Below are 25377 nucleotides of genomic sequence, written 5' to 3'. Positions count from 1 at the left end.
GACTTCAGCTGCGTTAACATATGTATGTTCTAACAAGCAGGTGTTTTTTCTCTCTTTTCTCCGCGTCCTACAAAAGATTGTTCAATCATGAAAAATATTTCCATTATAGTTTCAAAAAAGGAAGCACAATCAATCATTTTACATTAGGAGTCATCGGGACTTCAAAAAAAGAAGAAGAACTACGTATGCCTATCCATCCAGAACATTTAGAACGCATTCCAAAACACATTCGTTCTCAGATGATATTTGAAGAAGGCTATGGAAAACTTTTTGGTATTTCTGATTCAGTTATAGAAAAAATGACAGGAGGGATTGCATCTAGAAGTAAAATTTTAACTAATTCTAAAACTGTAATCATTGCTAAACCAGTTCCCGCTGACTTGCAAGAGCTCCGTGAAGGCGCAATATTATGGGGTTATCCACATTGTGTACAACAAAGAGATATGACTCAAATAGCCATAAACCGTAAACAGACACTTATCGCCTTTGAAGATATGTTTATATGGAGTCCACAAGGACAAGTCGGGCGTCATACTTTTTACAAAAATAATGAAATGGCAGGATACTGCGCTGTACTTCACGCCCTTCAAATCAAAGGAATAGATGGACACTACGGAAACCAGCGTAAGGTAATTATTTTTAGTTTTGGAGCAGTAAGCCGTGGAGCAATTTATGCCCTAAAAGCTCATGGATTTAGAGATATTACGATCTGTATTCAAAGACCAAACCATGAAGTAAGAGAAGAAGTTTTAGACTGTGATTATGTGAGTATTCTTCCAGGAGGAGAAGAAGATGAATCACGTATGGTGGTAGTTGAGCATGATGGAAGTAGGCGTTCACTCTGTTGTCTTATAAATGAATCAGACATAATTATAAATGGAACGTATCAAGAACCTGGGACTCCGATAAACTATGTCATTGAAGAAGAAAAATCATGCCTTAAATCAGGTTGTCTTATTATTGATGTTAGTTGTGATGAAGGAATGGGCTTTTATTTTGCTAAACCAACTTCATTTAAAGAACCTATGATTAAGATAGGAATGGTAGATCATTATGCGGTAGATCATACTCCTAACTATCTCTGGGAAAGTGCTACAAGGTCAATATCTGCAGCGCTAATTGTACATCTTTAAACGGTGATGGCAGGTCATGAAGAATGGCAAAAAGACGAAACTATCCGACAAGCTATCAATATTGATGAGGGAGTGGTTCAAAAACCAAATATTCTACTGTTTCAAAACCGTCAAGAAAACTACCCTCATGAGTATATTGATAAAAGTAATTAACTTGGAAAGTAACCGATTCTAAATCCACCCCAGTGTTTGCCATTAATATTTATAGGAACAGATAAATCATGCATTATCTCTCCTGTATCTCTTTTATATGTTTGTAAAAGAAGTCTTTTAGTGTGATTTCCACAACGTGAACCTGTTCTATCATCAAAAATTCTCTTGCTTCTATTTGCAACAAAGTCTTTGTCATAGTCACCACTAAGAGCTTGTGCAAACTTATTGTTATGAGTTGCTACATATCCATTTGGATCAGTGGCTATTGCATAGGCTATGTGTTTATCAAGCTTAAGTACTGCTTCTTGAGTAGAAGGTAGGTTATCATCACAAAACTTATCGTATTTGGTTGAAAACTTTTGAGGATTAGTTCCTTGTATCGCTTTGTAATTTGTATCAAAGAAGTCACTCTCTTTCATTTTTCCATCATTTATAGCTTTTTCAAACAATGCGCTTATTTTTAGAGAACTTTGCTCTGCTATGGTATAAACATTCTCATGATTTTTATCTAGTGCAAATTCACTAACAGACTCATGTGAACCCTCTGAGGAATCTATAAGTTCATGTGTAGCTTCTGAAATCCCCTGCATCTCTTTAGTACCCTCTTTTAACTGAGTACTAATATTTGCTATAGATACAACTATAGACTCTAAATCTGTAGTATTTGAAGAAGCGCTTGTAGCGATATGTGTTATTTGTTCTTCCACAAGGTTAGACTTATCTAAAAACTCTTGGAGTTGAACTCCGACATCTTCAACTATTTTAACACCTGTATTTATCTGCTGTGAGAGTTTTTTTATCTCATTTGTCACTTCAGTTGTTTCTTCTTGAATTTGAACTATTGAGATATCTACTTCTTTGGTAGCATTTGCTGTTTTTTCAGCTAAATTTCTTACTTCATCTGCAACTACCGCAAAACTACGACCGTGCTCTCCAGCACGCGCAGCTTCTATTGCAGCATTAAGTGCTAGTAAATTTGTCTGATCAGCTATTTCATCAATAACTTGCGTAACTTTTTTGATATCTTCTGATTTAGTACTTAGAACTATTACTTTTTCACTAGCTGCAAGAGCAACAAGATTTAAACTTTGCATATTTTCTATAACAGTTTGTAAATCATTTTTACATTTTATACTGCCTTGCATAGTTTGAGCTGTAAAAGAAGAAGCTTCTTTTGCACAGTTTGAGACTTCTGTTACATTACTTATAATATGTTGCGTAGTAGTGGAAATAGTTTCTACAGCTATAGCCTTTTCTTCTAATTTTTTAGAAAGATTATCTATAGAACCAGATAATTTTGCAGTGTGCATGGAGTTCTTACCTGCATCTATAGATAGTTTTTCTGCCATATCCATAAGTATGTCTAGCATTACGTAGGTTTTATTATAAAAGGCATGAACAAAAGGAAGAGAATCTTCATACTTTTTAAATTCTTTTTTATATTCTTTTTGTTTTTCAAAATCTCTTGTCGAAAACTTACTTAGAATTTCAACACTTTTTATAATTGGTTTAAAAAGGAGTATATGAAAACCTGCAACTGTTATGGTTGAGCCTAATAAAGAAAATAATAGAATCAATGGTAAACCCAAATTGAAAGGTATTACGAAGGTTATTAGATAAGCCAAAAATGACATAATTATCGTTGGTCCAATTATAGCTTTGATGTAAAAGGGTAAAAGTGTAGATTTTAGATTATACATTTGCACTCCTGAATAAGTTGTAGCTAGCCTTAAAAAACTCTAGACGAATCATTATATAATATTATAATTAAACTAGTTTTATAGCTAAAAAATTCTATTTAAAAAGCTCTTTGGAATTCTCTTTTAAAAAAACTACATATAATAAACTATATAAGAGTTGAAAAGATTATGTCAATTAAAGATAAAGAAAAACGGGATGCTAAGTACCTCGTATAAAGCCAGTTGATAAGACCTAAACAAGCTAGCAAAAACTTAAGAGAAAAAACAGTTAGATGCAACAATAACTACTATGATATTATTGTTATTGCTAACTTTTTTGATAGAAAAGTCTTGGAATCTGCAATGAATGAACTTAAAAAAGGTAGTAACAGCTAAAAAGAATATCTAAAGCAATTTAAATTTTTATACTAATGTGCTAACTTTTGAAATAATAAAAGCACTTTATGTACAATTGTTTATATACAAATTTAAAGGCTATTTATGAAAATCTCAAAACTATTTAGAATTTTATTTGGAGTACTTATACTATCAACTCTTGGCTTATCAAACGAGATGTTAATAGATGCTGTAAAATCAAATACTGATACGAAAGTCAACAATAAAAATCAAGAAAATAATAAAAACAATAGTGAGGCTTCTATAGATGCAAGGTTTTCATCTAAATCTTATCAAAGTGCTGAATGGAGGAGAAAAGTTGATGATGGTTATGAGAAAGGTAAGATAAGAACTCACTAATATATACCTTTAATCAAAGTAATATGTTAAAATACAAAAAAAAGTATATGTATGTTAAATAAATTTCTCTTTTTCATTCTATTGTCTAGTGTTTTATACGCTAACAATATCATCCAAAGTACTTACTATATAGATAACGATGATATATATCTTTCTCACATTATAAAAGAACCTTCAAATGATCAACAAATATACAAAATAGAACTTGGAAAATATACAAAAAGAATAAGAGCTAAAGAGTTAATAAAAGTTTTAAAAGAATACGGATATAAGGATGTCAGTGCTAAAAGCAGGTATGTAAAGTTTATAAAAAAAAGTCCTATAGACACATCGAGTATAGAAGCAAGCATTCAAAATCATTATTTAGATAATTATGAAAACATAGAGATAAAAGAGATAGTAGTTGAACCAAGAGGCTATATAAAAACTCTTCCAAACGACTACCAAATAGAGATAAAAAACAATAACTATCTTTCTAGCAATGGTGTTTTAAATATAAAAACAATTGATAATAAAAAGATATATTTCAACTATCATATAGTTGCAAACCTTTGGATTTACGTGACAAAGAAACAAATAAGAAAAGATACTCAACTATCAGTCCTAAATACTATAAAAAAGAGTATAATTTTAGATAAATTTAGGGCTAAACCTATAGAAATTTTAGATGCCAATACACTTCAAAGTAAGCGCCATATTAAAAAGAATAAAATATTAACATCAAGAGATGTAGAAATATTAAATGCTGTAAAAAAGAACTCAACTGTAAATGTTAGTTTAGATTCTCTAAATATGTCTATCAACTTTAATGCAAAAGCATTACAAGATGGTAAAATTGGGGATATAATAAGTGTTCAAAAAAGAGATCTAAAAAGACTAAAAGTGAAAGTTATTGGTAAGAATAGAGTGGAGATACAATGATACGTAAGATAATCATAGCTACAAGCGGAGCAAGTGGAGTCAACTTAGGAATTAAAACTCTTAAGCTACTTCCAAAAGAGATAGATAAACATTTTATCATGACCAAAAATTCTAAAGTAGTTTTAGATAAAGAAAACAATCTAACAACTCATGACAATGAAGATATATCAGCAAGCATAGCATCTGGTTCTTTTGGCACAGATGCAATGATAATTGCACCATGTAGCATGAATACTCTTGCTAAGATTGCCTGTGGCATCTCAGATAATTTAGTTACAAGATGTGCTAGTGTAATGATTAAAGAGCAAAAAAAGCTAATCCTTGCTCCAAGAGAAATGCCTTTTTCTGCTATAGCCTTAGAAAACATGCAAAAACTTGCAAGTTTAGGAGTAATAATAGCTCCACCTGTTATGGCTTACTATTCAGAACAACAAACACTCCAAGAGATGGAAAACTTCATCATAGGTAAATGGTTTGACCTACTTGATATAGAAAATAATTTATATAAAAGATGGGAATAAAATTGTTAAAAACTCAATGTAAGAAAACACTTAATGCCAACTCATAAAAGAATTGCTCTTTATCCTGGTACCTTTGACCCTATTACAAATGGTCATTTTGATATTATAGAAAGAGCTTTAGGACTGTTTGATAAAGTAATAATTGCAGTAGCAATATCAGCAGATAAAAAGCCTATGTTCACACTAGATGAACGAATAGAAATGACTGAGAAAGCTATAGGAAACCTAGAGAATGTAAGTGTTGTCGGCTTTGACAACCTAACAGTAGAACTTGCAAAAACTCACAATGCCACTATCCTTATTCGAGGTCTTAGAGCAGTGAGTGATTTTGAGTATGAGTTACAACTTGGGTATTTAAATAACTCTTTAGATGACTCGATAGAGACTGTTTACTTGATGCCAAAACTACAGCATGCATTTATCAGTTCATCAAGTGTAAGAAACTTACTAAAATTTAATGCTAAAACGGAACATCTACTACCTAGTGAAGTTCAAGAAATAATAAGGAGTATGAATTCATGTACATTGCAATAGAAGGGATAGACACAGCAGGTAAGAGCACACAAATTCAAAAGCTCAAAGAGAACTTTGCAGATGCTATCATCACTAAAGAACCAGGTGCAACAGCAATAGGTAAAGAGATAAGAAATGTTGTTCTTAGTGCCAAAGCACAGAGCAAAAAGGCTGAATTCCTACTATTTCTAGCAGACCGTGCTGAGCATATAAAAGAAGTTGTTGAACCAAACCTAGACAAGATGATTATCTCTGATAGGAGTGTAGTAAGTGGAGTAGCATATGCCTTAATTCAAGGCGAAATAAGCGAAACAGCTATAGTTCACTTAAATAGATTTGCAACAGGTGGTATATACCCTGAGAAAGTTTTTCTTCTTAAACTTACAAGAGAAGAACTTGAGTATAGACTTTCTCAAAAAGAGCTAGATGGCATAGAACTAAGAGGTGTAGAGTACCTTTTAAAAATACAAGATGCAATCATAAAAGCTACAGAGCTTTTAAAACTAGAACTTGTAACTATAGATGCAACAAAGAGTATACAAGAGATAACAAAAGAGATAATAAATAACATGAAGGAAGCAAATGATTAAATCACTAAGAGGAATGAACGATATTTTAAGTGAGGACTATGAAAGATTTACATACTTTCTTGATACAGCTACTAAAATAGCGCAGAAGTATGGTTATCATTTTATAGAAACACCTTTACTTGAAGAGACTTCTCTTTTTAAACGTTCTGTTGGTGAATCTAGTGATATTGTAGGTAAAGAAATGTATCAGTTCATCGATAAAGGTGAAAATGATGTTTGTCTTCGTCCTGAAGGAACTGCTGGTGTTGTTCGTGCTTTTATACAAAAGAAACTAGACAAAGCTGGTGGAACTCATAGATTTTTCTACCATGGTCCAATGTTTCGTTATGAAAGACCTCAAAAAGGTAGACTAAGAGAGTTTCATCAGTTTGGTGTTGAGAGCTTTGGAGTAGATAGCGTTTATGAAGATGCTACTGTTATTATGATGTTAAGCGATATTTTAAAGACTCTAGGCATCGGATATAGACTTCAATTAAATTCTCTTGGTGACAGTAACTGTATGCCTCAGTATAGAGAAAGTTTAGTAAAGTTTGTGAAAGGCTGTGGTGATGAAATCTGTGAAGATTGTATAAGAAGACTTGAAACCAACCCTATTCGTGTACTTGACTGTAAAAATGAAAAATGCCAAGTACTGTACAAAGATGCTCCAAAACTTATAAACTCTCTATGTGATTCTTGTGATACTGACTTTGCATCTCTAAAAAAGATTTTAGAAGATAATGGCATTGATTACGAAATAGATACAAATCTTGTTCGTGGACTAGACTACTATTCTAAAACAGCCTTTGAATTTGTAAGTGATAATATAGGAAGCCAGAGTGCTATAGCAGGTGGTGGCAGATATGACAGACTTGTAGAGTACCTAGATGGTCGCCCTACTCCAGCAGTTGGTTTTGCAATGGGAATAGAAAGACTTATGGAACTAATCGAGATGCCTGAGATAACAAGAGATGGTTATTACATAGGAGCAATGGATGAAGAAGCTGTAAGCTTAGTTGTTAATTTAGCTCAAAAGAAAAGAAAAACAGATAAAGTTACTATTGATTATAAGGCAAAAAACTTTAAGAACCATATTAAAGGTGCGGATAAAGTAAATGCCAAATTTTTCTGTATGATTGGTAGCAATGAAATACAAAATGCTACTATGACAGTTAAAAACCTAGAAGATAAGACAGAACAAATTATAAACCTAAAGGATTTCTAATGGATACACTTCACTTTTTATGGTCTTTGTTTATAGACTTTATAGAATTTTTTATACTTGCTGGTATCGTTGCTACAGCGATGTTATATGTGTATGATAAATATGTTCAAAGAAGACATGCCTTATTAATAAACTATCCTGTTATTGGTCGCTTTAGATATTTGTTTGAAGCACTAAGAGAACCTCTTCGTCAATACTTTGCAGAAGAAACATTTTATGATTCAAAAGATAAAGTTGACTGGGTATATACTGCAGCAAAAGACAAACCAAACTACAAATCATTTTCGGTTGCTCAACCATTTTCTGGTTCAAGGTTTATTATTAAACATGCTACAAATGTACTTAATGACAATGAAATTGATGAGGATACATCAGTAGTTTTTGGTCAAGATAGAGAAATTCCTTTCGTTTCTTATACGCCTATTATTCGTTCTGCAATGAGTGATGGATCACTAAGTCCTGAAGCAATTAGAGCATTTTCTATAGCTGGAAATAATACAAACCTCACCATAAATACTGGTGAAGGTTCTTTAACTTCAAATCATCTTTTTACTCATAAACCAGATTTAAAAAATGCTGATTATCTTGATATTATAAAAAGTACACCATGGGCAGAGTTTGTTTTTAAAATAGCAGATATTTTTTTTAATAGACCAAGAGCTTTAAAGTGGTACAGAACAGCTCTTTTAAATAAAAAAACTCAAAATACATATATTTATGACACTACTTCACATGTTTTATTTAGAGTAAATTGGAAAGCTCCTTTAGAAGCTTTTCCAAAAGAAGTACCTAATGATATACCAAATACTGTTTTTCAAATGAGTTCTGGGCTTTTTGGCGTTAGAGATGAAAATGCTGAATTTGATGAATTAAAATATCAAAAAGTAATGAAATTTTGCCGTATGACAGAAATTAAAATTGCTCAAGGTGCAAAACAAACTGGTGGTAAACTTGCTGCTGCAAAAGTTTCTGCAGACATTGCTTATTACAGAGGTGTGCCAGAGGGACAAAATGTATTTTCGCCAAATAGATTTCCATATGCGGACACAACTGAGCATTTACTAGAGTTTGTAGAAAAACTACAAAAATTATCTAAAAAACCTGTTGGTTTTAAAATAGTTATATCAGATGCAAATGCTATTGATGATATGGCAAAAGCAATAGCAAAAAGAAAGACTCAAGATAGACCAATACCTGATTTTATTACAGTAGATAGTGGAGAAGGTGGAAGTGCTACCGCTCCTCTAGAGCTTATGGAGTCAGTAGGTTTAACAACTAATAATGCTCTATATGTTTTAGACACTATGCTTAAAAAACATAAAATTCGTAAAGATCTTAAAATTATTGCTAGTGGGAAAATTTTAACACCAGATGATGCAATTATTACTTTAGCAATGGGAGCAGATGCTGTTGGTATTGCCAGAGGATTTATGATGAGTGGGGGATGTATCCGTGCTCGTATGTGTTCTGGTTTTGGCTCTCATGTTTGTCCTGTTGGACTTGCTACACAAGATGAGAAAAAAAGAGCTTCTTACTTAGTAATAAAAGAAGGAAAAGAGATAGGTAACTATCATAACAACCTTATCAAAGGAATGAAAGTAGTTTCTTCTGTTATGGGTGTTAAAAATATTAACGATGTAAATAAATCACATCTTACTTTTAAAAATCAAAATGCTGAAATATATTTTGACATAGATAAGTATTTTCACCAAAAGTTGCATATATAGAGTATGCGTAATTTCGGATTGAATATATGGTCAAATAAAAACTTTATTATTGAAGATGGTCAGATAAAATTAAACTACAAGTGTATGCCTTCTATCTTAGAGATTACGGAAAATATTCGTGCTAATGGCGTTAAAGGACCTATTTTACTTAGGTTCCCTCACCTTATTAAAAAACAGATTAGAACTCTCTACTCTTACTTTGATAAAGCAATAAAAGACAATAACTACAAAGGCAGCTTTAATGCTGTTTTCCCTCTTAAAGTGAATCAGTTCCCAAATGCTGTACAAGCTATTACATCCCAAGGTAAAAAGTTCAACTATGGACTTGAAGCAGGAAGTAAAGCAGAACTTATACTAGCAATGAGTCAAACAACAATAGGTGCACATATTACAGTTAATGGCTTTAAAGATAAAGAGATGATTACTCTTGGTTTTATTGCAGCTCAAAGTGGCCATAATATTACACTTACAATAGAAGGACTTGGTGAACTTGAGACAATTATAGAAGTTGCAAAAGAGTGTGACCTTAAAGTACCAAATATTGGTATTAGAGTTAGACTACACAGTACTGGGAGTGGTATCTGGGCAAAGAGTGGAGGAATGGATGCTAAGTTTGGTTTAACATCAACAGAAATCATTGAAGCCATCACTATACTTTCTAAAGAAAAAATGTTAAATCACCTAACAATGATTCACTTTCATATTGGCTCTCAAATGTCAGATATTGCACCGTTAAAGAGAGCTTTACGCGAAGCTGGAAATATCTATGCAGAACTTAGAAAGATGGGCGCAGATGAGTTAAACAACATCAATATTGGTGGTGGTTTAGCTGTAGAGTATGACCAACATACTCTATCTACATCTAGAAACTACTCTATAGATGAATTTTCAAGCAGTGTTGTATTTTTACTAGGTGAAATTATGAATGCTAAAAAGGTTAAACATCCAAATATATTTACAGAGTCAGGTAGGTTTATTGTTGCTTCCCATGCTGTGCTGATAACACCAGTCTTAGAACTTTTTTCTCAAGATTATCAGGAAAAATTGCTTAAATTTAAAAAAGTTAATCCTCCAATACTTCAAGAGCTTGTAGAGTTAAATAAAATGTTAAGTAACCAAAACTGTATAGAGTATCTACATGATGCACTTGATCATATGGAATCACTTCTTACACTATTTGATTTAGGTTATATTGATTTGCAAGATAGATCTAATGGTGAGATATTAGTTCATAATATTATAAAAAAAGCTCTATATCTAAAATCTGCAAACCCTACAGATGAGTTAGAACAACTACAGGTAAAACTACAAGAAAGATACCTTATCAATGCATCTATTTTTCAAAGCTTACCTGATTACTGGGGATTGGATCAACATTTTCCTGTAATGCCTATTCATCATTTAAACTCTACTCCTCTAAGAGCTGCATCTTTATGGGATATAACATGTGATAGTGATGGAGAGATAGGTTTTAACCCTGATAAACCACTATACCTGCATGATATAAATCTTGATGAAGAAGATTATTTTTTAGGATTTTTCAACGTTGGTGCTTATCAAGAAACTTTAGGAATGGACCATAATCTTTTCACACATCCAAGTGAATATACTATAAAAATAGATGATGAAAAGTATAGTATTGTAAATGAGGTAGAGTCAAAAAATATTTTAGATATTCTAGAATCTAAAGGTTACGATAAAACAAATATATTAGAAAAACTAAAAAATGATCTAGTAATTAGTGATTTTATCACAGAAAAAGAAAAAAATGATACACTTGCAAAACTTGAAACTTTCGTAGAACAAAACGGTTATCTACGAACAACTAACTAAGGTTAACTATGGGAATATATTCCGAAATAAAAGAAGACTTTTCAAATGCTTACAAAAATGACCCTGCTCTAAACTCCAAACTAGATTTTATTTTCAACTATCCAGGTGTTTGGGCAATAGCTTGGTATAGAATCGCACATAAACTACATAATGCTAATTGTACAAGACTTGCAAGAATTATTATGGGCTTTAACCAGATGATTACGACTATAGATATCCATCCAGCTGCAACAATTGGTAAAAGAGTATTTATAGATCATGGAGTTGGCGTTGTTATCGGTGAAACAGCTATTATTGAAGATGATGTACTAATTTATCAAGGGGTAACTCTTGGTGGTGTATCACTTACTCAAGGCAAACGTCACCCAACTATTAAAAAAGGTGCGGTTATTGGTGCAGGTGCGAAAGTGCTTGGTAATATTGTCGTAGGAGAGTATGCTAAGATTGGTGCTAACTCTGTTGTTGTTAAAGAGGTTCCAGATTGCTCAACTGCAATAGGAATTCCTGCTCACGTAATAGCAAAAGGAAGATGTAAAGATCCATTTATGCATAATATGCTTCCAGATATCAACAAAGAAATGTTTGAGTATCTTCTTAAAAGAGTAGCTGTTTTAGAGCATATACTTGTTGAAGATAATAAATCTGTACTAGAAGAAGATTTAGAGCTAGAAAACATCTATGAATCTTTCATTAAAGCTATGAAGAATTAAAAACTCAAAAACAATTTATAATAAAGTAATATACATAATTTTTTTAGTATAATGTCACCAATATTATATTGGAGGCTTTTATGCTAACTAACCGCATTAACACACTATCTGAATCTATTACAATGGCTATTACAAATTTAGCACAAGAATTAAAAAATGAGGGAAAAGATATCCTTAGCTTCTCTGCTGGAGAACCTGATTTCAACACACCTCAGGTTATTAAAGATGCTGCTATTGAGGCAATTAATGAAGGTTTTACAAAGTATACGTCAGTTGATGGAATAGTTCATCTTAGAGAAGTTATTGCAGAAAAATTAAAAAGAGATAATGGTTTAACTTATGCTCCAAACCAGATTATGGTAAATAACGGAGCAAAGCACTCACTATTTAACCTTTTCTCTGCAACTATACAAGACGGTGCTGAAGTTATTATTCCTGCTCCTTACTGGGTTACATATCCAGAACTTGTAAAATACTGTGGTGGTAAAGTAGTTGAGATACAAACTTCTGATGAAAATTCATTTAAAATAACTCCAGAGCAATTAAAAGAAGCCATAACACCAAAAACAAAAATGTTAATTTTAACTACTCCTTCAAATCCTACTGGTTCTATCTACACAAAAGAAGAACTAACTGAACTAGGAAAAGTTTTAGAAGGTACTGATGTAATGGTCGCATCTGATGAAATGTATGAAAAATTAACTTATAAAGGTGAGTTTACTTCTTGTGCATCTATTAGTGAAGATATGTATAAGAGAACTATAACTATTAATGGGCTTAGTAAATCAGTCGCTATGACTGGTTGGAGATTTGGGTATATGGCTGCAGCTAATACAGAACTAATTAAAGCTACTAAAAAGCTACAGAGCCAAAGTACTTCAAATATTAATACAATCACTCAAAAGGCTGCAATAGCAGGTCTTGATGGTAGTGCAGACGCTGATATAAATATGATGAAAGAAGCCTTTATGAAGCGTAGAAATGAGGCTGTTAAACTTATTAATGAGATTGATGGACTTAGCGTTGTAAAACCAGATGGTGCTTTTTACTTATTTGTTAATATTAAAGGTGTTAGTTCTGATTCTTTTATATTTGCAAAAGAATTATTAGATAAAAAGCTTATTGCTGTAGTTCCAGGTATTGCATTTGGTAGTGAAGGTTATTTTAGAATGAGTTTTGCGACAGATATTAATACTATTCGTACTGGTATTGCAAGAATCGCTGAGTTTGTAAGTGATTTAAAAAAATAAGTTTAAAGTAGGTTTATACCTACTTTAAAGCTTGTAAAGCCTCTATAACTTCATCTAAATTTTCAAGAGGAAGATGAACTTTCCATCCTGGTTCTTCTGCATTTCCTGTTAATGAAATACCTACACTAACTACTGTATGGCTATCTTTTCCATATGGCTCTTCTAACTTAGTAATAGAAATAATACCTTTTTTAGTTCCACTTAATGCAATTGTTTTTGACATTTTAAATTCCTTTTTTATTATTTTAACAGTCTAGCTATTTTTGCCTGAAGTCTTAACCATGTTCTATGTTCCATTAAAGGAAAGCCAGCAAATGTTAAGCCACTTTGTTTAATACTTTTTGTTATTCCACTTCTTGCAGCAAAAGTAGTAAATGGAGCTATATTCAGATGTCCTGCTGAAGCACTTTGTCCACCCATTACAACATTTCTTCCAAAGGTAGTAGAACCAGCGATACCTGCTTGAGCAACTATCACACTATACTCACCTAAAACACAATTATGTCCAATCTGAACCAGATTGTCAATACGAACGCCTTTTTTAATAAAAGTGCTACCAAATACAGCTCTATCTATTGTTGTAGAACTTCCAATCTCAACATCATCTTCTATAATAACATTACCATTTTGATAAATTTTTCTATGCTCGCCTAATTTTGATGTAGCAAAACCAAAACCATCACTTCCGATAGTTGTATTAGCATGTATAATACACTCATTACCTACTATACAGTCTCTATATACTGTAACATTAGGATATATGGTTGTATTATCACCAATAACTGATTCTGCACCAATATATACATGTGCCATAATCATACAATTTTTACCGATTTTAGCACCATTTGCCACTTCTGCTTTAGAAGAGACTTTTGTACCCTCTCCTATTTGTGCTTTGGCTAATGTATCGTCTTCTATACTTGGTGCAAAATATTTTGAAAGTGTAGCCATTTGCCAATACGCAAACTCAACTACTAAAGCCACAGAACCATTTTGAACATAATCTTTAGTAGATTTATCAACTATAATAGCACCAGCATTGGTATCTTTTATATCATTGATATATTTTGAATTAGAAACAAAAGAAATTTCTGTATTAGAAGCTTCTTTTAGTGTATTCATACCTGTTACCTCAAAATCTTCACCGTCAAATTCTGCCCCAATAATAGAAGCTATTTCTGAAATTTTCATATTAAACCTTTGAAGAATTTAGCTTTGATATTTTAGCCTGTGTTTTTAACCATAGCCTATGTTCCGTAAGTGGAAAACCAGCATAAGTTTTACCACTATCTTTTATACTCTTTGTTACACCAGACCTTGCAGCAAATGTATTAAATGGGGCGATTTCTAAGTGTCCTGCAACTCCGGACTGTGAACCAAATACACTATTTCTACCCATCTTAGTTGAGCCTGCCAAACCTGTTTGTCCTGCTATAATAGAATACTCACCTATCTCACAATTATGTGCAATATGGACCAAGTTGTCTATTTTAGAGCCTTTTTTAATTAGAGTTGAATTAAAAACAGCTCTATCAATTGAAGAATTAGAACCTATTTCAACATCATCCTCAATAATAACATTACCATTTTGATATATTTTGATGTGTTCACCAATTTTAGTATGTGAGTAACCAAACCCATCACTACCAATTGCACTACCAGCATGAACTATACAGTCATCTCCAACAATACAATCACGATAAATTGTTACGTTAGGATAGAGTATAGTATTATTTCCGACTTTAGCATTAGATCCAACATAAGATCCTGCCATAATAGTCACATTAGAGCCTATTAAAGCTCCTTTTTCTATTTTTGCCATTTCATCTATGTAAGTATCTTTTCCTATCACTGAGGCTAAAGCATTAAAGTCTATAGGTTTTGGTGCAAAAAGTTTTGTAACATATGCCATAGAAATAGTAACATCATCACATATTATATAAGAAACATACTCTGGAAGAAATTCTACTAGGTCTTGAGGGATTAGAAAAGCTTTTGCTTTTGAAGATGTAAGTTCTTTTGCATATTTTTTATTAACTGCAAATGTTAGTTGTGAGGTAGACGCAAGAGATAACTCATTCATTGAGTTTATCTCTAAATCATCTCCTTGCAAGTCACTATTTAAATAAGTAGCAACTTCGCTAAAGAGCATAATTATCTCTCTAGTGCAACAGCACCACTTCTAACTATTTCTTTAGGGTTATATCTTTTTATAACCTTTAAAAAATTCTCAACACGTTTTGGTTCATCTGTTACCATAACAATAATTACATTTTCACCAACATTTACGATTTTTCCATTATACGCTTCACATAGAGTACTTATTTCTGTAATGTTTTCTGTTACTGGAAACTTTATCATTGCCATCTCTTTTTCAACTAAATCGGCATGCTCATATACTCTTAAAACTGGGATAAGCTTATGAAGTTGTTTAGTAATCTGCTCAATCACTCTAACCGAACCAGAAGTTACGATAGTTAATCTTGAATATTTAGTCTCAGGGATAGGAGCAACAGTCAAGGATGTAATATTATAACCTCTAGCAGAGAATAAATCTGTTATACGAGATAACACGCTAGATTCATTAATAACAATAACTGAAATGACTCTTCTTTCACTAATCTCAGTCATTATTTCTCCTTCTTTTCTAATAACATCATATTAAATAGACTTCCGCCTGATGGAACCATTGGTAGAACATTTTCTAATCTTTCTACAATTACTTCAATAAAAGCAACTATATTTTTTTCAACTGCATCTTTGAGAGCCGCATCAAATTCTTCTTTTGTTTTAACTCTATAACCAATTCCACCAAAAGCTTCTGAAAGTTTTACAAAGTCTGGTTGAACAGATAGATCTGTTTCACTATGACGTTTGTCATAGAAAAGTGTTTGCCACTGACGAACCATTCCAAGATAATTATTATTTAGAATAATATTAATAACTGGTAGTTTTTTCTCAACTGCTGTCATTAGTTCCTGACAGTTCATTAAGATTGAGCCATCTCCAGTAAAGTTAATACTAGTTTTTTCTGGCATCGCTGCTTTAACACCAATTGCTGCTGGAAAACCAAAGCCCATAGTTCCAAGTCCACCAGAACTTATAAACTGTCTTGGACGACTAAATGGATAAAACTGCCCACTCCACATTTGATGTTGACCAACATCTGTAGAGATATTAGCATCATCACCAAGTAACTGACCAACTCGCTCAATTACCCATTGAGGCTTAATTCTATCTGTATCTTCATGGTATGCTAAAGGATGAAGCTCTTCAAAGTTTTCAATTGTTTCTCTCCAACCTTCATACTTATCAGCATTAATTTTTGAAACAGAATCTAGAATCTCATTAACAACATTTTTAACGTCACCAACAATTGGATAATTAGCATGAACAAGTTTAGAGATAGATGCAGGATCAATATCTACGTGGATAACTCCAGCATTTTTAGCAAATTCTGAAAGCTTACCCGTTACACGGTCATCAAACCTTGCTCCAAGCCCTATAACTAAGTCTGTTTCACTCATTGCCATATTAGCAGCATAAGAACCATGCATACCAAGCATTCCTATTAGTAAATCATCATCATGACTAAGAGTTCCTCTTGCCATAAATGTCTCAACCGCAGGAATTCCAGTTTTATGAACTAAATCTCTAACTTCATAAGCAGCATTAGCATTGATAATACCACCACCAAGATAGAAAACTGGTCTTTTAGCATTTGCAATTGCTTCAATAGCCTTTTTAATCTGACGAGGGTTACCTTTTACATGTGGCTTATAAGTTTCTAAATCAACTTTAATTGAGTAATCAAATTCTGCAATCTCAGCTGTAACATCTTTTGGTATATCAACATGAACTGGACCAGGACGACCAGTTGCTGCAATATGAAATGCTTCTTTTAGTACACGAGGTAAGTCACTTGCATTAGTTACAAGATAGTTATGTTTAGTACATGAACGACTAATTCCAACTGCATCTATCTCTTGAAATGCATCTGTTCCGATAAGACTCATTGGGACCTGTCCACTAATTACAACTAGAGGAATAGAATCCATATAAGCATCTGCTAAACCAGTTACTGCATTTGTAAACCCTGGGCCACTAGTAATCATGGCAACGCCAACCTTACCACTAACCTTTGAGTAACCTTCTGCAGCGTGTACTGCAGCTTGTTCGTGTCTTGTCAAAATATGTTGAAAGTTATCTTGTTTATAAATCTCGTCGTAGACATTCATAATCGCTCCACCAGGGTAACCAAATACTGTATCAACACCCTCCGCGATTAAAGCTTCAATGACCATCTGTGCGCCACTAATTTGCATAAAGTCTCCTCTAATAAAAAATTCGTTTATTATATTTAAAAGGAGCTATATTTGAGGTTAAGTGTGATAAAACTTTTATTAATTAAAATCAATCTAAGATAGAGTTGACAATCATGGAAGCTCTCCACATATCAATGGAGCCCTTAGTCTGGAGTTCAAGGCTAAGTTTTGAGCCAGGATAACTTTTTATAAATAATTGATAATAACTTTCTATTTGCTCTTCTAATCCAAAGAATAAAATGTAGTTTTTTATTCCATTTTCTATAATAGATTGTTCTTTTTTCATCTCTATTGCTTTTTCTAATTGGCACATATAACACCAACCATATATATTTGCTAAAGCATTGTTTTTAGAGCTAATCTTCATATATTTTTCCAAAACTACATTCAACATTTTCAAGTTGCCTGTAAGAGCATACTCATTTGATTTTTGAAGGTCTTTATTCCATTTACTCTGTAGCTTTTTCCCATCTTCGGATTCTTGAAGTTCTTCATTGATGGATAAAATATTATAAGCAATCTCAATATTATCTTCTTCAATTGCATTATAAAACTTTTGTTTATTTTCTATGTATACCATTAATTCCTTAACTTCATCAGTGTAATCACTGAAGTCAACCAAGGTTCTAAGAATTTTTATTGCTGCATGTGTATCATCAACATCAAGTAGTTTTTGACTTTTTATATATAATGAATCAGCATAAGTCATTAGTACTTCATAATCAGAAAATTCTTTTAAAAATGGGTGTAACTTAATAAGTTCAAAGGCAATTACAAAATCTTTTTGTCCAATTGCAATTCGAAACCGTTTGTATACTTCACTCTCTGTTAAAAGTTCTTGTACAAGTTTTGTTTTTTGAGTTATTCCTCTATATGGAGCAAGTATTTCACGAGCAGTATCTGCACCTTTAGGATTAATTGCATATTTTTGTGCTGAAGCAAATGCTTTTTTCCAATCAAATTCTAAGGTTTTATAAATTTTCGAATCTTTATACAAAGGATGTTTTAAGATTAAAGAATATGCTAAAGCTAGTTTGCCTTGTTTTGCTAGCATGGCAAATTTATCCGCCAATTCTGAATATTCAAGCATGGTTTTTTGAATAATAGAATTTTTCGAAGGTATATTCTTGAAATGTTCAAATAATTTTATAGCTGTTTTTTTATCACCTGATTCTAGTAAAAGTTTAGCTTTTCTTATAGTTAAATCCCATTGATTTATAACAATTTGATAAATTTTTGTATATGCTAAAAGTGGATTTTGTTCAACATATTTTTGAATAGATTCATAATCTTTTACTTTTAACTTCTCTTTTATATAATCTACACCATCATATATGTCACAAAAAATAAGATCGCCACTTTGAGTACCAATAATAAGTTGTTCTGAATTTTTATCAAAAGTTAAAGCAGTGATAGATGATGTTAGTTTTATATATTTATTAGACAGTATTTGATAACTTTCAAGCTCATAAACTAAAATATAACCTAACTTAGTACCTAAAAATAAAAATTTTTGATTTGAACTTACCGTGATATTCATTACATCATCGTGAATACCTTCAAGTCTTGTAATTACTTTACCATTAGAATAGTCCCAAATTATTGCGCTATTTTCTTTATCTATACTAATAAGTCTATGTTCACTTAAAAAATGAACCTTCATAACAGGAGCACTATGAGCTATTAGTCTATGCTTTCTAGACATCATTGCCATATTAAATATTTGAACTTTTTTATCATAACTAGATGTTGCAATCCATTGAGCATTTTCACTAAATGCAATATCAGTTACTCTATCAACATGAACAGGGAGAGTAAATGCTATTTTTTTATTTTCTTTATCAATTCCGTAAGATTTTCCATCATCACCACAGGAGACTTCACCATGATGTCTATCAAATTGTATTATATTTTTTTTACTCTTTGTGTTATAAAGTAATGATTTTGAACAGCTTTCATTCATAACTACAAAGTTACTTGCGTCATTGCTAAAATCTACAACTTGACTGTTAAACCTAAGGTGAGATATTCCCCCCCTTAAATCCTGACATTGTTTTAAGAGTATCTATATCTAAGAATCTAACAATAGTTTTATAATCAACAACTAAAAGCTTGCCATTATCAAGAACTTTTATCTTAATAATTGCCTCTTTAAAATTTGTTTCTTTTATTGCTTGCATAGTTAATAACCTCTTAGGTAACCTTCATATTTGAGAACATCTTTTATTTCTTGCTGATGTGTTTCACCTTTTGTTTCCATATGAACAGTCACGTTAGCATCACCATAATCAAGAGAGATAGAAGTTCTATCATACGCAATATGTACTATATTTGCATTTAATTCTTCTAGTATCTGTGTAAATCTCATTAATGAACCTGGTTTATCAATTAATGTAACAGTTATATTCATTTTTCTTCCAGATTTAAGAAGACCTTTTTCAATAATAACTGACAGAAGCGTTACATCCATATTTCCACCACTAAGGACAAGAGCTACTTTTTTACCCTTTAGACGGTCTAGTTTATTATGTAGCATTGCAGCTACAGATGCAGCTCCTGCACCTTCAACAACAAGTTTTTGTTTCTCTAATAAGAATAAAATTGCACTTGCTATCTCTTCATCATCCACACTTATAAAATCATCTACATTTTTCAAAGCATAAGCAAGTGTTATTTCCGATGTATCACGAACAGCAATACCATCAGCAATCGTTCTAACACTAAGACTATCAACTGCTTTTTTTAAAGTATAAGAGTCTTTAAAAGCAGGAGCACCTTTGGCACTAACTCCAATAACTTCAATGTTTGGGTTTATGCTTTTAAATGCAGTAGCCATTCCAGAGATAAGACCACCACCACCTACAGGTATAATTACAGCATCTAGAGCTTCACAATCATCTAAAATATCTAAGGCTAAAGTACCTTGTCCAGCCATTACTTCTTCATCTTCAAAAGGATGTACAAAAGTCAGAGAGTTTTCTTTTCCGTAAGATGTAGCATAAGCGTAAGCCTCATCATAATTTGTTCCAGCAAGTATAACTTCAGCACCATAATATTTAACACCATTCACTTTTGTTAGAGGTGTTGATTCAGGCATAACAATAACTGCACGAATATTAAATTTAGAAGCAGAGAGCGCTATTCCCTGAGCGTGATTACCTGCACTTGCAGCTATAACTCCACAAGCTCTTTGAGCTTCACTTAGAGTTGCTATCTTGTTATATGCTCCTCTAATTTTAAAGGCACCAGTAACTTGAAGGTTCTCTTTTTTTAGGTAAACCTCACAGCCTGCTATCTCACTTAAGTATTGTGCATATGAAAAAGGTGTTTTTGCTACAACATCTTTTATGCGCTCTCTTGCTTCGTATATCTTATTTAAATCTAACAATATTAATCGCCTTTTAGTCCCATGTGTTCTACCATAGTACATTTATTTTGTACAGCCTTCATTCCGGCATCTTTTGCTTTTTGTGCTGCAATATTGTTTACAATGTCTTTTTGCGCCCAAAAGACTTTTATATCGCCTCTTAGTATACAAGCTTCTACAACTGCTTCTAGAGCCTTTGGCTTTCTAAAAACATCTACCATATCAACAGGAAATGGAATCTCTGTAAGTGATCTATAGACTTTTTCACCAAGAATAGTCTCTTCTTTTGGATATACAGGGACTATTTTAAAGCCCTCTTTTTGTAAATATGCAGCAACTCTGTGACTTGCTTTAGTAGCATCTGGAGATAAACCTAAAACAGCAATAGTTTTAACTTCTTTAAAAATTTCTTGTATCTCTTGTTTGTTTGAATTTAATGAAGGTAATTCACATTCCACATCTTATCCTTTATCCTATTTTTTATAATCTAAAAATAGTATTCTAATTTCAAAAGATTATATCGAAAATAAAGGAAGTAATTTATAAACAATTATAATCAAAGTCCAAAAAACATCCTTACTTCAGTAAAGTGTCTCTCAATTCCTTCAAAGCCGTGGTTACCGTCTTCTTCAGCAATTACCCTAGCATCTGGTAATTTATTTACTGCTTCTTCATAGTCAAGTAATTCATCACCTTTTTGCACTAAAAGCATAAAATCACTTTGACTTTGTACTTTTGTTTCATACTTCTTTAACATTTCTAAATGAGATTCCATCCATGTAAAACTACTATCATCATAAAAACTTGGAGCATTTCCTAAGAGTTTATCTAATGTTATATATGGATATATAGAAGGGTTTATTAAAACAGCTTTTAGTTTGTATTTATCAGCCAAATACAGAGTATAAAAACCACCAAGAGAGGAACCAATAAGTTCAACATCACCATCATAAGACTCTATTAACTCTTCTAATGTTTTTATAGCTAAATCAGGAATATAAGATAGAGATGGGACAATAAAATTATCACCTTTATTTTTAAAATATTTTCTAAAAGCTCTTGCTTTAGAACCTTCTCCACTTCCACTAAAACCATGAATATAAATAATCATTATCCACTCCTAATTTTCTACTAACTAAGATCTTTTTTAAACTCTTTTAATAAGGTTTTTTTCATCTTTGTCTATAATGTTTTGGATATATTTTTCACTAATACCAAGGCCTAAGTCTGTATCTTTTAAAATCATACTTTTAATAATATCATCTTTTAAACTTACTCTTTTAACATCACTTAAAATCATAAAATCATCACCTTCTATTCTAAATACAACTGTATCATCATATAAACTATCAATAAAATTTGCAAAATAAATAAGAAATCTATCGCCACTTGACCAACCAAATTTTTTGTTAAACTCACTAAAATTATGTAGTTCAATACTGTAAAGATATACAGAATCAGAATTTAAATGATATCTCAAAACCAAAGGTAGATAGTCAATAATAAATAGATTAGTAAGTCTGTCTTTATAAAAATAAGAAAACCTATGTTCTTCCATTGATGTCTTTGGAAGTTGAGATGTATCTGCACTTAAGTCTATATTTGCAAGTGCTTTTAAAGAGGCTTCTACAACTTCTGGATGATAATACTCAGCACTAAAGTCTTCGAGTTCTTGAAGTGCAACTGATAAACTTTTTTTAGGTTTATAAACTCTGTTTGTTGTCATAGCATCAAAGGCATCTGCAACTATCATAATTCTACTTAGAGGCATAATAGCGTTTGCCTTTAAAGCTCTTGGATATCCCTTTCCATTATACTTTTCATGATGTTCTCTCATAATATTTGCTATAACTTTGTAATCATCAATCTTACTTAGCATCTCATAACCACTTGATAAGTGTTCTTGTATAAGTTTATATTCGACTTTATTTAGTTTGTTTGGTTTAAGAAGCACACTATCAGGAGTAGATATCTTTCCTATATCATGTAACCAAGCTGCTTTTTTTAAGAGGTTTATATCTTCTATAGAGTATTGCATCTCTAGAGCTATAAGTTCACAATAGTGAGCAACTCTTTTTGTGTGACCAGCAGTATATGAGTCACGAGATTCAATCATATCAATCATAGAATAAATAATTTGTTCTTGATTTTTAATTTTCTCTTCTTCTAAGGTTACTATTTTTTCTTTTTCTGTATTATCTCTAAAAACTGTAACTGAACCTATGATTTTGTTGTCTATATATAATGGTGTAGAAAGAATTGAAACGGGTAAAAAACTACCATCTTTTTTTATAAAGTATTCATTATCATCTTTGTAAATTTCCCCATCATTCATAGCTTTATGAATTTTACAATCACTAGATTTTATAGGTATATTGTTAATATCTTTATAGTGAATATACTCATGTATTTCTTTTGCTATAAGTTCTTTATACTCAAAGCCAAGCTTTTTAAGTGCCTGATTATTTACAAAAGTAGTGTTATTATTTAAGTCTAAAGTATAGATGCCATCACCTATACTCTGAGCTATATCAATAAATTTTTTCTCACTCTGCATAATTTTATGATTTTTCTCAAATATTTCCAGATAAAGCATTATTTTATTTAGCAGTTGATTATCATCTATAGGTTTAGTCAAATAATCAACCGCTCCTATTTCAAAACCTTCTTTTATAAATTCTTCACTTTTAAAGACAGCTGTAACAAATATAATTGGAATATGTTTTGTTTTTTTATTTGATTTAACTAGTTTTGCAACTTCAAAACCATTCATCTCTGGCATCTGAACATCAAGTAAAATAAGGTCTATTTTTTTCAGAAGTAACTTATCAAGTCCTGCTTTAGCACCCAAAGCTTCTATGACATTTATATTGCCACTATTTTCAAGTAGTGCGCTTAATGTAAAAAGGTTATTCTCATCATCATCAATACATAAGATATTATAAGCATTTATCAACTGAGGATACATACTTTGTTTCTTCCTGCATCTTTTGCGTCATAAAGAGCTACGTCTGCTCTTTTAATAATACTATCTATACAATCTTCATCTTTATAAAGGGTAAGGCCAAAACTACATGTAATCTTGCCTATCTCAGCAAAATCGTACTCTTGTATTTTAATTCTTAAGTAGTTTGCTATCTCCTCGGCTTTTTTCAAATCTACCGATGGAAGAATAAGTACAAACTCTTCTCCTCCCCATCTAGCAAAAATATCACTCTCTCGTATATTACTTTTAATAATTTTTGTCATATCTATTAAGACTTCATCTCCGAGTAAATGTCCATAGTTGTCATTTACTGCTTTGAAGTAGTCAATATCTAACATAAGAAAAGCAAAGGGGTTATGATATGTTTTAGCTTTTTGAATTTGTTTAGAAAACAGATCATTTAACTTAGTTCTATTATATATATTTGTCAAACTATCATAATAAGCTTCATGTTCATTATATTTAGACTCTGCATCAAATGATGTAATATCTGTTAATGTAATAAGAAAATCTTTTCCAAACTTTTTTGCTTTTATGTCAAAAGAGTTTAATTCTAAGGTATCAATATTCTTCATTAAAACTAATACATCTTTTTTTTCTAACATTTTTAGTAAAATATCTATCCATTGTTGAGTCTTTTCTACAAAACCTAAATGAAAATAGCCCTCTTCTTCTACAAAATGTTTACAGATGCAATATTTTTCATTTTTAAAATCTTTAAACTTAAAGAACTCATTAACAGTTCTATTGATTTTAATCATTTTAGAACCATCAGATACAATAACCATATTATCTTGCATGTCCAAGATATCTTGACTTAGTTTTTTCTCTATTTCTAGAACTCTTTTATTTTCTATCAAATCAAGATGAAATTTTATTCTTACAAATAACTCTTGTTCATTGTATGGTTTACTTAAATAGTCAACTCCACCAACTTCATAGCATCTAGAGACTGTATCTTGGTCTTTTTTAGCTGTTAAAAAAACAATCGGGATATCTTTAGTTTTTTTATTACTAAGAATAAATTTTGCTGTCTCATAACCATCAATATCTGGCATCATCACATCAAGAAGTATAAGATCTATTTTTTGAAAAAGTAAAATCTCTAATGCTTCTTTACCTGACATAGCAGTTACTACACTATATTTATCACTATAGTTAGTCTCAAATAGAGCTTCTAAGGTAAATAGGTTCGCTTGTATATCATCAACACATAAAATTCTTTTCATTAAGCCACTTTCATATATATCTTGTTTACATCATCGTACACTTCAAATCTATATTCAAAGTTTTTTGGGAGCATCTCACTTGGCCCTAAGAATAGATGACCACCAAATTTTAATGAATCGTAAAACATTTTAAAGATATTTTGCTTCAGTTCTTCGTTAAAATAAATCATTACATTTTTGCACTCTATCATATCAAACTCATTAAACACACTGTCCTTTTCTAAATTATGTACAAAAAATAAAACATTTATCTTTAAATGTTCTTTTACTTTAACAAACTTTGTATTTATATCAAAGTAAGTATCTAGTGGAATCTTAAAATTAAGCTCTTCACATGCTTTCTTCGCCTTGTTAAAGCGTTCTATTGAGTAAAGAGAGTTCTTTGCTTCTTCAATTACAACAGGGTTAAAATCTGTTGCATAAATTATGCTTTTATGCATTAAACCTAACTCAGTTAAGATAATAGCAGTAGAGTAAGCT

At 31.7% G+C, this 25377-nt stretch carries 27 protein-coding genes; 13 read left to right on the top strand and 14 right to left on the bottom strand.

Translation table 11 applies throughout. The annotated features are described in order from the left end of the window. Nucleotides 1–20 precede the first annotated feature (20 nt). Together QZZ48_RS06135 and QZZ48_RS06130 are read left to right on the top strand one after the other, a co-directional pair. Complete coding sequence (locus QZZ48_RS06135) at nucleotides 21–1133, top strand: N(5)-(carboxyethyl)ornithine synthase (protein ID WP_294963165.1); 1113 nt, start codon at nucleotides 21–23, stop codon at nucleotides 1131–1133. A 6-nt stretch (nucleotides 1134–1139) separates the two neighbouring features. Then, entirely contained in the window at nucleotides 1140–1286 is a 147-nt protein-coding gene (locus tag QZZ48_RS06130; protein WP_294963162.1) for a hypothetical protein, read from the top strand. On the opposite strand, the gene QZZ48_RS06125 is transcribed toward QZZ48_RS06130, so the two are convergent. Further along, on the bottom strand, nucleotides 1283–2863 hold the full coding sequence (locus tag QZZ48_RS06125) for a methyl-accepting chemotaxis protein (protein ID WP_294963158.1): 1581 nt from the start codon (nucleotides 2861–2863) through the stop codon (nucleotides 1283–1285). The two genes, QZZ48_RS06130 and QZZ48_RS06125, sit on opposite strands and share 4 nt — an antisense overlap. A 345-nt stretch (nucleotides 2864–3208) precedes the next feature. Here QZZ48_RS06125 and QZZ48_RS06120 point away from each other — a divergent pair, with 345 nt between their 5' ends. The 11 genes from QZZ48_RS06120 to QZZ48_RS06070 all read left to right on the top strand — a co-directional run bounded on the left by QZZ48_RS06120 (nucleotide 3209) and on the right by QZZ48_RS06070 (nucleotide 12990). Then, on the top strand, nucleotides 3209–3361 hold the full coding sequence (locus tag QZZ48_RS06120; protein WP_294963155.1) for a hypothetical protein: 153 nt from the start codon (nucleotides 3209–3211) through the stop codon (nucleotides 3359–3361). 105 nt (nucleotides 3362–3466) lie between these two features. Next, the gene (locus tag QZZ48_RS06115) at nucleotides 3467–3721 is read left to right on the top strand and encodes a hypothetical protein (protein WP_294963152.1); all 255 of its coding nucleotides are present in this window, start codon (nucleotides 3467–3469) and stop codon (nucleotides 3719–3721) included. A gap of 51 nt (nucleotides 3722–3772) precedes the next feature. Then, nucleotides 3773–4642 (top strand): flagellar basal body P-ring formation chaperone FlgA, encoded by an 870-nt coding sequence (flgA, locus tag QZZ48_RS06110; protein WP_294963150.1) that lies wholly within the window; start codon nucleotides 3773–3775, stop codon nucleotides 4640–4642. Continuing rightward, nucleotides 4639–5163, top strand: coding sequence for a UbiX family flavin prenyltransferase (locus QZZ48_RS06105; RefSeq protein WP_294963147.1), 525 nt, complete (start codon nucleotides 4639–4641; stop codon nucleotides 5161–5163). The genes flgA and QZZ48_RS06105 overlap by 4 nt, the downstream gene beginning before the upstream one ends. Before the next feature lie 33 nt (nucleotides 5164–5196). Then, nucleotides 5197–5697 (top strand): pantetheine-phosphate adenylyltransferase, encoded by a 501-nt coding sequence (gene coaD / locus QZZ48_RS06100; RefSeq protein WP_294963144.1) that lies wholly within the window; start codon nucleotides 5197–5199, stop codon nucleotides 5695–5697. Continuing rightward, a complete protein-coding gene (gene tmk / locus QZZ48_RS06095; RefSeq protein ID WP_294963141.1) occupies nucleotides 5682–6266 on the top strand; it encodes a dTMP kinase in 585 nt (194 codons plus the stop codon). The genes coaD and tmk overlap by 16 nt, the downstream gene beginning before the upstream one ends. Then, the gene (gene hisS / locus QZZ48_RS06090; protein ID WP_294963138.1) at nucleotides 6259–7470 is read left to right on the top strand and encodes a histidine--tRNA ligase; all 1212 of its coding nucleotides are present in this window, start codon (nucleotides 6259–6261) and stop codon (nucleotides 7468–7470) included. The genes tmk and hisS overlap by 8 nt, the downstream gene beginning before the upstream one ends. Continuing rightward, nucleotides 7470–9197, top strand: a complete 1728-nt coding sequence (locus tag QZZ48_RS06085; RefSeq protein ID WP_294963136.1) for an FMN-binding glutamate synthase family protein — start codon at nucleotides 7470–7472, stop codon at nucleotides 9195–9197. The genes hisS and QZZ48_RS06085 overlap by 1 nt, the downstream gene beginning before the upstream one ends. Before the next feature lie 3 nt (nucleotides 9198–9200). Then, nucleotides 9201–11030, top strand: coding sequence for a biosynthetic arginine decarboxylase (gene speA / locus QZZ48_RS06080; RefSeq protein ID WP_294963133.1), 1830 nt, complete (start codon nucleotides 9201–9203; stop codon nucleotides 11028–11030). Nucleotides 11031–11038: 8 nt separating this feature from the next. Next, nucleotides 11039–11740: a serine O-acetyltransferase gene (gene cysE / locus QZZ48_RS06075; protein ID WP_294963131.1), complete on the top strand. Its 702-nt coding sequence runs from the start codon at nucleotides 11039–11041 to the stop codon at nucleotides 11738–11740. An 80-nt stretch (nucleotides 11741–11820) separates the two neighbouring features. Further along, nucleotides 11821–12990: a pyridoxal phosphate-dependent aminotransferase gene (locus tag QZZ48_RS06070; RefSeq protein ID WP_294963128.1), complete on the top strand. Its 1170-nt coding sequence runs from the start codon at nucleotides 11821–11823 to the stop codon at nucleotides 12988–12990. Nucleotides 12991–13009: 19 nt separating this feature from the next. On the opposite strand, the gene QZZ48_RS06065 is transcribed toward QZZ48_RS06070, so the two are convergent. From QZZ48_RS06065 to QZZ48_RS06005, 13 genes are all read right to left on the bottom strand, one after another. Continuing rightward, complete coding sequence (locus QZZ48_RS06065; protein ID WP_294963127.1) at nucleotides 13010–13213, bottom strand: hypothetical protein; 204 nt, start codon at nucleotides 13211–13213, stop codon at nucleotides 13010–13012. A gap of 17 nt (nucleotides 13214–13230) precedes the next feature. Further along, nucleotides 13231–14181: a UDP-3-O-(3-hydroxymyristoyl)glucosamine N-acyltransferase gene (gene lpxD, locus QZZ48_RS06060; protein ID WP_294963124.1), complete on the bottom strand. Its 951-nt coding sequence runs from the start codon at nucleotides 14179–14181 to the stop codon at nucleotides 13231–13233. Nucleotide 14182: 1 nt separating this feature from the next. Then, on the bottom strand, nucleotides 14183–15142 hold the full coding sequence (lpxD, locus tag QZZ48_RS06055) for a UDP-3-O-(3-hydroxymyristoyl)glucosamine N-acyltransferase (RefSeq protein WP_294963121.1): 960 nt from the start codon (nucleotides 15140–15142) through the stop codon (nucleotides 14183–14185). Between the two features lie 2 nt (nucleotides 15143–15144). Beyond that, complete coding sequence (ilvN, locus tag QZZ48_RS06050; protein ID WP_294963119.1) at nucleotides 15145–15621, bottom strand: acetolactate synthase small subunit; 477 nt, start codon at nucleotides 15619–15621, stop codon at nucleotides 15145–15147. Then, on the bottom strand, nucleotides 15621–17315 hold the full coding sequence (locus QZZ48_RS06045) for an acetolactate synthase large subunit (RefSeq protein WP_294963116.1): 1695 nt from the start codon (nucleotides 17313–17315) through the stop codon (nucleotides 15621–15623). Before QZZ48_RS06045 ends, ilvN begins: the two co-directional genes overlap by 1 nt. An 88-nt stretch (nucleotides 17316–17403) precedes the next feature. After that, nucleotides 17404–19278, bottom strand: coding sequence for a hypothetical protein (locus tag QZZ48_RS06040; RefSeq protein ID WP_294963113.1), 1875 nt, complete (start codon nucleotides 19276–19278; stop codon nucleotides 17404–17406). A gap of 52 nt (nucleotides 19279–19330) precedes the next feature. Next, nucleotides 19331–19495: a hypothetical protein gene (locus tag QZZ48_RS06035; RefSeq protein WP_294963110.1), complete on the bottom strand. Its 165-nt coding sequence runs from the start codon at nucleotides 19493–19495 to the stop codon at nucleotides 19331–19333. A 2-nt stretch (nucleotides 19496–19497) separates the two neighbouring features. Beyond that, nucleotides 19498–20703 carry a threonine ammonia-lyase gene (gene ilvA / locus QZZ48_RS06030; RefSeq protein WP_294963107.1) on the bottom strand — a complete coding sequence of 402 codons (1206 nt, stop codon included), beginning with the start codon at nucleotides 20701–20703 and terminating at the stop codon, nucleotides 19498–19500. 2 nt (nucleotides 20704–20705) lie between these two features. Next, complete coding sequence (locus QZZ48_RS06025) at nucleotides 20706–21140, bottom strand: CoA-binding protein (RefSeq protein ID WP_294963104.1); 435 nt, start codon at nucleotides 21138–21140, stop codon at nucleotides 20706–20708. A gap of 98 nt (nucleotides 21141–21238) precedes the next feature. Further along, nucleotides 21239–21793 (bottom strand): YqiA/YcfP family alpha/beta fold hydrolase, encoded by a 555-nt coding sequence (locus tag QZZ48_RS06020; protein ID WP_294963102.1) that lies wholly within the window; start codon nucleotides 21791–21793, stop codon nucleotides 21239–21241. Nucleotides 21794–21829: 36 nt separating this feature from the next. Further along, nucleotides 21830–23650, bottom strand: a complete 1821-nt coding sequence (locus QZZ48_RS06015) for an HD domain-containing phosphohydrolase (RefSeq protein WP_294963100.1) — start codon at nucleotides 23648–23650, stop codon at nucleotides 21830–21832. Further along, nucleotides 23635–24897 (bottom strand): diguanylate cyclase, encoded by a 1263-nt coding sequence (locus tag QZZ48_RS06010; RefSeq protein WP_294963098.1) that lies wholly within the window; start codon nucleotides 24895–24897, stop codon nucleotides 23635–23637. Before QZZ48_RS06010 ends, QZZ48_RS06015 begins: the two co-directional genes overlap by 16 nt. After that, nucleotides 24897–25377 (bottom strand): CheR family methyltransferase (locus QZZ48_RS06005; protein WP_294963095.1); only part of this gene is annotated, 481 nt, incomplete at its 5' end. The genes QZZ48_RS06005 and QZZ48_RS06010, both read right to left, overlap by 1 nt.

The sequence above is a fragment of the Sulfurimonas sp. genome, from assembly GCF_016744025.1.
GTDB lineage: Bacteria > Campylobacterota > Campylobacteria > Campylobacterales > Sulfurimonadaceae > Sulfurimonas.
The sequence above is the reverse complement of the archived record's forward strand: the minus strand, read 5'-3'. Positions and strand labels throughout refer to the sequence as shown.